The sequence below is a fragment of the Bradyrhizobium sp. genome (assembly GCF_027307225.1).
Lineage (GTDB): Bacteria > Pseudomonadota > Alphaproteobacteria > Rhizobiales > Xanthobacteraceae > Bradyrhizobium.
This window is the reverse complement of the sequence record NZ_DAHUXJ010000142.1, coordinates 64,266-75,561: the sequence shown is the minus strand read 5'-3', so window position 1 is coordinate 75,561 and position 11,296 is coordinate 64,266. Positions and strand designations below refer to the sequence as shown.

Genomic DNA, 11,296 nt, shown 5'->3' with positions numbered 1-11,296 from the left:
GAATCATGAATTGGCTCACCAACGTCGTCCGGCCGAAGATCCGCAACATGCTCCGCCGCGAGACGCCGGAGAATTTGTGGATCAAGTGTCCGGATTCCGGGCAGCTCGTGTTCTACAAGGACGTCGAGGCCAATCAGTTCGTCATTCCCGGCTCGAACTATCACATGCGCATGGGCGCGGTCGCGCGGCTGAAGTCGATCTTCGACAACGAGACCTGGTTCGACGTCGCGCTGCCTGAGGTGCCGGCCGATCCGTTGAAATTCCGCGACGAACGCAAATATGCCGATCGCGTCAAGGACGCGCGCACCCGCACCGGCCTCAACGACGCGGTCAAGGTCGGTTACGGCAGGCTCGAAGGTGCGGCCGTCGTCGTCGCGGTGCAGGATTTCGATTTCATGGGCGGTTCGCTCGGCATGGCAGCCGGCGAGGCGATCGTGCGCGGGCTTGAGCTTGCGCTCGAGAAAAAATCGCCGTTCATCGTGTTCGCGGCTTCCGGCGGCGCGCGCATGCAGGAAGGCATCCTGTCGCTGATGCAGATGCCGCGCACGACCGTTGCGATACAAATGCTGCGCGAAGCCAAGCTGCCCTACATCGTCGTGCTGACCAACCCGACCACCGGCGGCGTGACTGCGTCCTACGCGATGCTCGGTGACGTGCAGATTGCCGAGCCTGGCGCGTTGATCGGTTTTGCCGGCGCGCGCGTGATCGAACAAACCATCCGCGAAAAACTGCCGGAAGGCTTCCAGCGCGCCGAATATCTGAAGGACCACGGTATGGTCGACATGGTCGTGCATCGGCATGACCTGCGTCCGACGCTGGCGCGGCTCTGCCGCCTCCTGACCAAATCTCCGGCGCTGCAGACCGCGGCGAAGCCCGTGACGCCGGTTGTGACGCCTGCCACGATTCCGTCCGCCGCGGAGATGGCGCCGGCAGCGCCCTCCGCGTGAACGGTTCTTCGCCCTCGCCGCACAATGATCTGATCGCGCGGCTGTCCCAACTGCATCCCAGCCGCATCGATCTTGGCCTGGAGCGGATGCAGCCGCTCCTGGAGCGGCTCGGCCACCCCGAACGCAAGCTGCCGCCGGTCATTCATGTCGCCGGCACCAATGGCAAGGGCTCGACCGTCGCCTACTTGCGCGCAATCCTGGAGGCGGCAGGCCTTCGCGTCCATGCGTTCACGTCGCCCTATCTCGTGAGGCTCAACGAATGCTATCGGCTCGGCCACATTGGTGGCGGCGTTCTCGTCGACGATGCCGAGCTGACGGCCACGCTGGAACGCTGCGAACGCGCCAATGCCGGCGAGCCGATCACGATTTTTGAGATCGAGACGGTTGCCGCATTCGATCTGTTTTCCCGTCATCCGGCGGATGCCGTGCTGCTCGAGGTCGGCCTCGGCGGCAGGCTGGATGCGACCAATGTAATCGAGCAGCCTGTGGCCTGCGTGATCTCGCCCATCAGCATCGACCACAGCGAATTTCTCGGACCCACGCTGCGATCGATCGCGGCCGAAAAGGCCGGGATCATCAAGCGCGGCGTGCCGGTGATCTGCGCCCAGCAGGAGGCGGATGCGCTCGCCGAAATCGAGAGTTGCGCGCGGCGTCAGCGTGCGCCGCTGCATCGCGCGGGGCAGGAATGGCACGTCGGCGTCGAGCGCGGGCGACTGGTCTATCAGGACGATCGCGGCTTGCTCGATCTCGCGGCGCCAAGGTTGTTTGGCCGCCATCAATTTGACAATGCCGGACTTGCGGTAGCGACCTTGCGCGCGACCAGCGCTTTCAGGATCGAGCCGTTCGCCTTCGAGGCCGGTGTCGTCAATGCGGAATGGCCGGCGCGGATGCAGCGGCTCGCGAGCGGTGCGTTGGTCGACCAGGGGGCGGCCGGCGGTGAGATCTGGCTAGACGGGGGTCATAACGCCGAAGGCGGCCGCGTCACCGCGGCCGCGCTGGGCGACCTCGAAGAGCGGGTGTCGCGTCCGCTGGTCGTTATCGTCGGCATGATGGCGAACAAGGACCCGGACGGCTTTCTCGCCAATTTCGCCGGGCTCACGCGTCACATCATCGCGGTGCCCATCCCCGAACGTGAGGGTGCGATGCCGCTCGACCGGCTGATGGATGCGGCGCGCGCATTTGGCATGCGCGTGGAATGCGCCGCCGGCGTCGAGGCTGCGCTGCAGGCGGTCGCCCGTCTCGCTTATGAAGTGCCGCCGCGGATATTGATCACGGGGTCGCTCTACCTCGCTGGCCATGTGCTTGCGGCGAACGGCACGGAGCTGCGGTAGTCGTCAACGCAAACGGCCGGCTTTCGCCGGCCGTCAAAATCTTGTCGCTTGCGGAAAGCTCAAACGGCCGCAGTGATCCACTGCTGGAGCTTTGCCTTAGGCGCGGCGCCGACCTGACGGGAAGCCATCTCACCGCCTTTGAAGATCATCAGCGTCGGGATCGACATCACGCCATATTTTGACGCCGTCTTCGGGCTCTCATCGACGTTCAGCTTGACGATCTTGACCTTGTCGCCCATCGAGCCGGCGATCTCGTCGAGTGCGGGAGCAATCATGCGGCACGGGCCGCACCATTCAGCCCAGAAATCGACCACGACCGGGCCTTGTGCCTTGAGCACCTCGGCTTCGAAATCGGTGTCGGAAACCTTGCCAACGGCCATTGTATTACCTCGTTCAGTTCGGGACGGATGCGGCGCTTGAAGGAATCACTTAAAGGAATCGCCGCTGGATCATGCATTGAAAACTATGAATGCGCCCTTGCCGGGTCAAGCTTCAAGCCCCGCTTGCGCCGGATGCCAGTTCAGCTTCCAGCGCGGAAGGTAAAATCTCCATCAATTCAGTGGCTTCGGTCCAGAGCAGGGCAGTGCGGATAGCGCGCTGAGGATAGAGCCTGGCGAGTAATGCACGATAAAGTGCAAGCTGCCGGACATAGGCGGCAGGCGCATCAGTGGCCGTCTTCGGCGGGCTCTGGTTGGTCTTGAAATCGACCACCAGCACCTCTTCGTCGGTCACGACCAGGCGATCGATCTGCCCGGAGACCAGCACGGGCGCGCGGCCGGGCCGATCCAGCCGGCCGACGATCGGCACCTCCGCCCGGCTGCCATCAGCGAATACCGCCGCGAAGCGAGGATCACCGATCAGCTCGAGTACCTTGCTGGCGAGCGCTTCGCGCTCGCTGTCGGTCCAGTCGTTGGTATTGCGGCGGAGAAAATTCGCAGCCGCGTCGCGCCGCCGCCCGGCCGCGACCTCGGGCAGGGATTGCAGCAGGCGGTGCACCAGCGTGCCGCGTTGCAAGGCGCGGCTACGCTGCTCGACCAACTCGCTGGATCTGACGCGCCGCGTGGCGTCCCCGCCAGCGTCCGACGGACGCAGCAGATCCGTTCCTGTCGTTTGCGCCGGCAGCGACGTTCGCAGCCAGGAAGGCAATGTCGATGGCGCGGTGGTCGTGGTCGCCATCGCGCCGCCTGCTTGAACGCCGTCTTCGGCGCGCGTGTAGCGCCGGATCGGGCCATCGTCGGTTTCGATGGTCTCTTCCTGAAGGCCGGAGGCCGCCAGCCCCTTGTCGGCGAGATCGTACCAGCAGAGCTTGCGGATGCTGTTCATATTGCCGGGCTTGATGCCCGCAACGATCAGCCGGTCGGCGGCGCGCGTCATCGCCACATAAAGCAGGCGGCGATATTCGTCCTCGGTATCGTCAAGCATCGCGTCTCTCGCCGCGGCGACGACTGACGGATCGTCGGCCTTCTTGCCGGCCCAGACCGTGACGAATCCGCCGTTGCCGCGCGGCAACAGGATCAGTCGCAATCGCTGCGTATCCGCGGGCGACGATGTCGTATCGACCATGATGACGACGGAGGCTTCCAGGCCCTTGGCGCCATGCACGGTCATCACACGCACCTCATCGCGCGAGATTTCCATGTCGCGTTTGACCTCGGTGTCGGCCGAGCGCAGCCAGGCCATGAATCCCTGCAGCGAGGCCGGGGCCTTGCGCTCATAGTTCAAGGCGAGCTCGAGGAATTCGTCGAGCGCATCGTTCGCTTCATGGCCGAGCCGGCGCAGAATACGCTGCCTGCCGCCATCGCCGCCCAACAGCCACGCGTAGAACGCAAACGGAGTTTCGTTCGTGAGACGACGCTCGTATTCCTCAAGCCGCTCGAGCGCGGCCTGGAATTTCGGATTTGTCGCGGCGTGCCGCGACAGCGCCGCGCGCAGCGAGCCCTTGCGATCCCAGGCGAGCGCGAACAGGTCGTCGTCGTCGAGGGCGAACAGCGGGCTTTTCAAGGCGACAGCCAGTGCAAGGTCGTCCTGCGGCAGCAAGAGCGCGTCCGCCAGATTCATCAGGTCGATGATTGCGATGTGCTCGGTCAGTTTCAGCCGGTCGGCGCCGGCGACCGGGATGCTCGCATGCTTCAGGGCCTGGATCACGGCGTCGAAGAGATTGCCGCGCCGCCGTACCAGCACCAGCACATCGCCGTAGCTCAAGGCACGGCGCGCGCCGCTGGGGCCGGTCATGGTGCCGCTTGCAACCAGCCGCCTGATCTCGGCCTGAATACGTTTCGAGAGCTTTACTTCGGGGCTCGTCACCGACAGATCATCGAACGGCGCGAGCCAGCCTTCGACCTCCTTGCGCTCGTCGGCTTTTGCCAGCGGCCACAGTTCGATCGTGCTCGGGCCGGCGTCGGCAAGCGCGAGGTGCGGCGGCATCCCGTCGAGATCGGTGGTGATGCTCCGATAGACTTCGGGCGACTGGAACGCGCTTTCCACCGCGCGCAAGACGCCGGCGCCGGACCGGAAAGAATAGGTGAAGGAAATCGATTCGAAGCCCAGGCCGGCGGCCTTGAAGCGTGAAGCGAAGCGCTGCCGGCGCTCGGCGAACTCGCGCGGCGCCGCGCCCTGGAACGAGAAGATCGATTGCTTTTCGTCGCCGACCGCAAACACGGTACGGATAACGCCGTCGCGCGCGCCGTGACCAGCGGTGAATTCCGAAATGATGTGCTCGACGATGTCCCACTGCCGCGGGCTGGTATCCTGCGCCTCGTCGATCAGGACATGGTCGACGCCGCGGTCGAGCTTGTAATGCACCCAGCCGGCGGAAACCTTGCCCAGCATGACCAGTGTCTTGTCGATCAGGTCATCATAGTCGAGCAGCCCGCGTTCTTCCTTCTCGCGGCGGTAGTTCGCCGCCGCTGCGATTGCGATATGCAGCAGCGCCTCGGTGCGGTCGCGGGCAACGACGGCACGGCGTTTTTCGATCAGCGGTGCCAGGCGCGCGATCTCGTTGTCGAACAGGCGGGCGACCGACGGATTGTCCTTGAAGAAGGACTTGGTCAGAACGTTCGCCCGCGGCGTCTTGTCGTCGGTGAGAAACACGCAGAGATATTCGTCCACCTGCGCGTTGCCTGTAACGCCGAACGCAAAGCGCAATTGTGCGGCCTGTTTCTGGTCCTGCTTGCTGCTGGCATCGAGCGCGTCTGCGATCTCCGTCCAGCGCCGGCGCGGCAAATAGGGGCCGTCCACGATCTCGCACTCGACCTCGTCGAGATTGTCCGTTGCCGACACGCCGAGCGCAGCCGACATCTGCGCAGCCGCTTCCTCCGCGCTCCCGGCAGCGTCGGTCCATGCCATGAAATGATCCCGGGAGAGGCAGGCCTCGCGAACGACGTCCTTGAAGGTGATATCGGCGGCGCTCGCCATCGCGGTCTGCAGCGCGCGGCCGAGCACGCTGTCGGGGGCGCGTGACGCTTCGAGGAAAACCTTGAGGTTGGCGCGTTCCATCATGTCGGCCTGGTCGCGCTCGTCGAGTACGGCGAAGCGTGCCGGAACGTTGGCCTCAAACGGGAATTGCTGCAAAAGCCTGGTGCACAGCGCGTGGATGGTCTGCACCTTCAGCCCGCCTGGCGTTTCCAGCGCGCGCGCGAACAACTCGCGGGCGACCTTGCGCAGCCGGGCCGTGGGATGGGGGAGGCCGGCGTCGCGGATCGCGGCATCGAGCGCGTCGTTGTCGAGCGTTACCCAATGGCCGAGCGTGGTGAAGACGCGCTCCGCCATGTTGGCGGCGGCGGCCTTGGTGAAGGTGATGCACAGGATCTTCTCCGGCGGCACGCCGGAAAGCAGCAGCCGGATCACACGCTGCACCAGCACATGCGTCTTGCCGGAGCCCGCATTCGCCGAAACGAACGACGACGAGGCCGGATTCGAGGCGCTGGCCTGTTTGTCGCGGACCGCCGCGGGGATATTGCGTGCCGCTTTCACCATTCGGGAAGCGCCAGGCCGCCGGCCGCCGACCATTCCTTGATCCGCGCCAGATCGTCGTAGCTGCCGTAGCGGTTGGTCCACATCGGCAGGTTCAGCGAACGGTAGGGTTCGGCCTCGTTTTCGAACTTGCGGATCAGTGCCGCAAGCTGCGCCAGCGCGTAGTCGGCCGCCTCGTCGGGCGGTTGCGGCGCCTCGTTCTTGACCTTGAGGTCCAGCACTTTGTGCTCGCCGGGCGGATTGTTGCCGCTGATCCTGACATACGCGAGTTCGCCGACCGATGAACCTGCATCGACGCCTTCAAAGCCACCCTGGCGCAGGATTGCTGCTTCCAGCGTGAGCTGTGGCGACAGGCCCATCCGCACCTGCTTTCCCGTCGGCGGCGTTCCCGTCTTGTAGTCGAGGATGGCGAAGCTTCCGTCGGCGCGGCGCTCGATACGGTCGGCGCGCGCGGAGAGATGGAATGTCCGGTCATGGTCGAGGTGGATCGGGATCTCGCCCTTGATCTCCGCTTCGATCGCGGCGATGTTGCCGCGCCGCGCCGCTTCCCATTCCGAAAACCATCGGATGATGTGTTGAAAGCGCGGCCACCACAGCGCGCGTGCCTCGGGCCGCTCCATCAGCGGAGCAAAATGGATCAGCCCGATTTCGCGCAGCTTTTCGACCGGGTTTGCCGGCAGATCCTTGGCGAATTTCTTCGTGAAGTCGCCGATCGCATTGTGAATGGCGGAGCCGCGATCGGCCGCCGACAGCGGCATGTCGACGGGATCGAGCGCCTCGAGCTTGAGGATGTGCTTGGCGTAGATGGTGTAGGGATCGCGCAGCCAGTCCTCGATCGCGGTGACGGATAGCCGCAACGGTCTCGTTGCGCGCGGTGGCGTCGGTGCCGGCTGTCTGACCGGCTTCACCTCTTCCGGCGCGTCGAGCGCGAGCGCAAACTCAACGTACTGCTTGCCGGCCTGCTTTGCTTTTTCCCAACGCGCTTCGCCGGCGACGGCCTCCAGCCGATGCAGGAAACGCGAGGCGACCGCGGGCGCGCCGCCGGCCTTGGCGGAATGGCTGAGGAACACTTCCTCGCTTCCGAGTAACTGTGCGAAGTCATGGGCCGACAGGCCGATGCGCCGCTCCGGCAGGTCGAGGCCAAGCTGGTGCCGCATCGGCCGGCTCAACCACGGATCGGTGCGCGGCGCCGGCGGCCAGACGCCTTCGATCAATCCGCCGGCGATGACGCGATCGGCCTGCATCAGCCGAGATTCCAGCGGACCATAGATGTGGAGCGACGCGCCCGGCTTCTCGGGGCGGCGGACGGCGCGATCGGCGAAGGCGGTCTGAAACACCTCCGGGTAGTCGGGCAGCGCCACCAACAGACCACTCTTGGTCTGTCCGGCGAGCAGGTCGTCGAAGCTTGATGCGAGCGCGATGCCGGCCTCGCCTTCGAACGCCACCGCGACGCCGTCCGCATCTTCCGACAGGGCGATCAGCGCCTCGCGGTGACGCGCGGCGATCTCGGCCAAATCATACGGGCGCGTGGACGAGAGGTTTTCCATCGGCGCCAGCGCTGCCTGCAGTGCCGCGATCAGCGCCTGCACGCGATCGAGCTCTCGATCCTTCAGCCGTGCGCGCCTTTCCGATGCATGCAGCGATGACACTTCCTTGCGGTGAAACCTGCCGTGTTCGGTGCGGAAGCGGGCGAAATCTTCAGCGAGCCCCTTGGCGCCCGATTGCGGGCGCGTGCCGCGCAACAAAGCGAGTTCGAGCGTCTCAACGGCGGCCTTGTGGCTACCAGGTGCGGCGCCCAGACGGAACAGTGGGTGTTTCAACAGTGCCAGCAGCGTCGGCGGCTCCAGCCCCCTTGCGGCCGCTTCCGCGACCAGCCGCGCGAAGATGCCAGCGGAGGTTTCGATCAGCGCCTCACCGCCGGAATCGTCGACGTCGAGATTCCAGCGCGTGAGTGCCGCCATCACCCGGCGTGCCAGTGCGCGATCCGGCGTCACCAGCGCCGCGGATTTCTGCAAGTGGGCGGCTTCACGCATCGCGATCGCAATCGCTAGCGCCTCCATTTCCGGATTGGACGCCTCGATCACGGCAAGGTCCTTCATGCCGCTGGCAATATGTTGAGCGATTTCCGCCAGCGCCAACCGATCGTGCCATTGCGCCGTCGCATTGGGCGGGCGCATCGCCTCCGACAGCAAGAGGTCGCGCCCATCCGGGGCCGGCGTTCCCAGAACTTCGACATCGCTGCGATGGATGGCGAAGCGTTCGAGCAGCGCATGCATCGCATATTGCGGATGGCTCGACGCGGGATGTTCGGTGAACTGGCCCTCGTCGTTCCGTATCCCGCCAATGCTTTGCCAGGATACTTCGTCGAGGTCGGTATCCAGTCCCGGCAGGATGACCGCGCCGTGCGGCAACTGCGCCATCACATGCAGGAATTTTGCGGTTGCGGGCATCGATCCGGTCGAACCCGCCGCGATCACCGGACCGGCGTGATGGGCGGCGAGCCGTTTGGCTTCAGCATCGATCAGGCGATCGCGCCGTTCAGCCGGCTCCATCTTGCCGATTTCCGCGAGGTAAGCCGGCCACGCTTCGCGCGCGATCCGCAGGAAGTCGAGCGAATATCGCCAATATTCATCGAGGCCATCCGGCACGAGGCCGTCGAGCGCGTCCCAGCCGACGCCGCGGGTGACCATGTCGTCCATCAGCCGCGCAAGATCGCCGGCGAGCGCGAGCGTCGAAGCCGCCCCCCCAACCACAAGCGGCGCCGTGACGGAGCTCTTCGCCCACGCCGCCACCAGTCTTGCAAGCGTCAGCCGGCGTTCCAGCTCGCCGAGTTTTGGCGGAAGCTCCAGCGCGGTGGTTCCGCCATAGGATTCATCCTCTTCGGCAAAGGCCAGTTCGTCTTCGTCGATATCGCCGAGCGCGACAATACGAGGCAGCAACACCGCCTGGGCACCGAGTTCTTCCAGAAAGATTTCCCGCACCAGCCGGCTCGAGCGGCGGGTCGGAAGATAAAGCGTCGCCGACGCCAGCCGTTCCGGCCGCGTGTGCGCCTCGAAGCCCTCGACCAGCCGGCCGTCGATCAGCGCCGCAACGACGGTGCGCAGGAACGGCACGGAGGGGGGAACGCTGAGGACGCGCATGGGCTGCCTGATTCGAGATCACGCGAATATAGAGATTCTCGGCGCGTCATGCGCGGGGTTTGACCCGCGCATCCATCGCAAAAAATTCTTTGAAGAATGATGGAATGCCGGTTCATAGGCTAGCGGAAGCGACGCCGTCCTTCGGACAGCTATGCCCGGCAATGACGGCGGGGTGGCTACGCCACGCTTTCCAGAAATGCCTCTTCGGCGGCGCCGATCGCATCGGGCGTTCCGACATGCATCCAGGTGCCGTCGAGCCGCAGCCCAAACAGCCGTTCCTGCTCGTTCGCCGCATCGAACATCTTGGTCAGCGAAAATTCGCCCTTCGGTGCGCCGGCGAAGATCGTGGGCGACATGACCGCGACGCCCGCATAGACGAACGGAACCACCTGATGCTCTTTGCGCTTCCGCAAGGCGCCATCGGGCAGCATGGCGTAATCGCCGTTGCCTTCATAGCCGATGCTGCTCGCGGTCGGCGCCATCAGGAGCAGGATGTCCATGCGCGCGGGATCAAAGGCTTCGGCAAGCCGCGCCAGGTTCGGCCGCACGCCATCGATCCACATCGTATCGGCATTGAGATGAAAGAACGGCGCATTGCCCAGGAGCGGCAGCGCCTTGACGACGCCACCACCGGTGCCGAGCACCTGGTTGCGCTCGTCCGAAATGATCACGCGAGGTCGTTTGCGGCCTCTGACGTGCTCGATGATCTGATCGGGGAGATAGTGGACATTGACGACCGCCTGGCCGACGCCGGCATTGCCGAGCTTGTCGAGCACGTGATCGAGCAACGGACGGCCCGCCACCGACACCAGCGGCTTCGGCATCCGATCCGTCAACGGACGCATCCGCACGCCGAGACCGGCGGCGAGGACCATGGCTTTGTCGGGTTTGACAGGCATTCTAGTGGTCCGATTCTAACATTGGCATCCCTTCACAGCAGCCACTTTTGCAAATGTTAGAATCAAAAGGACCACTAGCAAATCTATGTTTCTGGTGGAGTTTTGGATTTGACACGCGCTTTCCGGGCTTGCGGCCAGTGCGGTGAATTTGAAGTTCCTATTAGTTTCGCGGTAACCTCATCATAGGAACTTCAAATTCTAAACCGCACTAGAATCATATAATTGGCTAGTGCTCCTTCGATTCCGAAGTTCGTAAACGTGGAGCCGCAATATGATACGAACTTCGGAATCGGAGCACTAGATTGGTAGCGAATGTCAAATCCACTCCACCGGAGAGCTCTCGAATTCCTGGTTCCCGCAAGAAGGGACGGAATCAACCCTGCTTGCCGGAGGAGGGCAACCGGGACGGCCGCGAATCATATCACGGCGATTCGAGCGGCGCATTGATTAGTGGAGTGGATTTGACATTCGCTACCCACCGTGCCGCAAACTCGCAAAGCGAATGTCAAATCCTAAACTCCACTAAGAAACTATATTTGCTAGTAGTCCTTTGATTCTAACATTCGCAAAGGTGCTCGCTGAGATGGCATGCGAATGTTAGAATCGGACCACTAGCCGACCGCCATAGTCGCCCGATATGACGACGATAAGACGGGCTCAGGCGGCGAGTTCAGGCTTCGGCGGGGCGGCGCCCTTTTTTTCTCTTGTCGCCGGTCTTGAGAAAATTGACTCCGATCTGATCGCCATTCACCCAGGCGAGTTCGCAGCGGCGATAGGCAAGGCCGGTCGACGACAGCAGCAAAAAGAATTCCTTCAAATGCAGTCCCTCGGCCGAGCCCTCGATCGTGAGCTTGGCGCCGGTCTCGGAAACATCTTCCATGATGCAGTCGCGGCGCCACGTGCCGTCGATGCCCATCATGTGCGCGGAAATTCCCCGCTCGAACGTGACACGCTCACCTCTGCGCCGCTCTGTCACCGACATGTACTCCGCCTCTACGAAGCCATCC

Annotated in this window: 6 protein-coding genes and 1 pseudogene; 2 read left to right on the top strand and 5 right to left on the bottom strand. The window is 63.9% G+C overall.

Annotation, left to right across the window (positions count from 1 at the left end; all coding sequences use genetic code 11):
• Positions 1-5: 5 nt before the first annotated feature.
• A complete protein-coding gene (gene accD / locus M6D32_RS23795; protein ID WP_298260897.1) occupies positions 6-947 on the top strand; it encodes an acetyl-CoA carboxylase, carboxyltransferase subunit beta in 942 nt (313 codons plus the stop codon).
• 86 nt (positions 948-1,033) lie between these two features.
• A complete protein-coding gene (locus tag M6D32_RS23790; protein ID WP_298260956.1) occupies positions 1,034-2,278 on the top strand; it encodes a folylpolyglutamate synthase/dihydrofolate synthase family protein in 1,245 nt (414 codons plus the stop codon).
• A 59-nt stretch (positions 2,279-2,337) separates the two neighbouring features.
• Here the strand turns inward: M6D32_RS23790 and trxA are convergent, their stop codons facing one another.
• The 5 genes and pseudogenes from trxA to M6D32_RS23765 all read right to left on the bottom strand — a co-directional run bounded on the left by trxA (position 2,338) and on the right by M6D32_RS23765 (position 11,271).
• Complete coding sequence (trxA, locus tag M6D32_RS23785; protein WP_298260895.1) at positions 2,338-2,658, bottom strand: thioredoxin; 321 nt, start codon at positions 2,656-2,658, stop codon at positions 2,338-2,340.
• A gap of 83 nt (positions 2,659-2,741) precedes the next feature.
• Positions 2,742-6,253: pseudogene (gene addA, locus M6D32_RS23780) on the bottom strand (double-strand break repair helicase AddA).
• Entirely contained in the window at positions 6,247-9,390 is a 3,144-nt protein-coding gene (gene addB, locus M6D32_RS23775) for a double-strand break repair protein AddB (RefSeq protein WP_298260893.1), read from the bottom strand. The pseudogene addA and the gene addB overlap by 7 nt, the downstream one beginning before the upstream one ends.
• Positions 9,391-9,566: 176 nt before the next feature.
• The gene (locus tag M6D32_RS23770; RefSeq protein ID WP_298260891.1) at positions 9,567-10,289 is read right to left on the bottom strand and encodes a nucleotidyltransferase family protein; all 723 of its coding nucleotides are present in this window, start codon (positions 10,287-10,289) and stop codon (positions 9,567-9,569) included.
• A gap of 670 nt (positions 10,290-10,959) precedes the next feature.
• On the bottom strand, positions 10,960-11,271 hold the full coding sequence (locus tag M6D32_RS23765; RefSeq protein WP_298260889.1) for a PilZ domain-containing protein: 312 nt from the start codon (positions 11,269-11,271) through the stop codon (positions 10,960-10,962).
• Between the last annotated feature and the right edge of the window lie 25 nt (positions 11,272-11,296).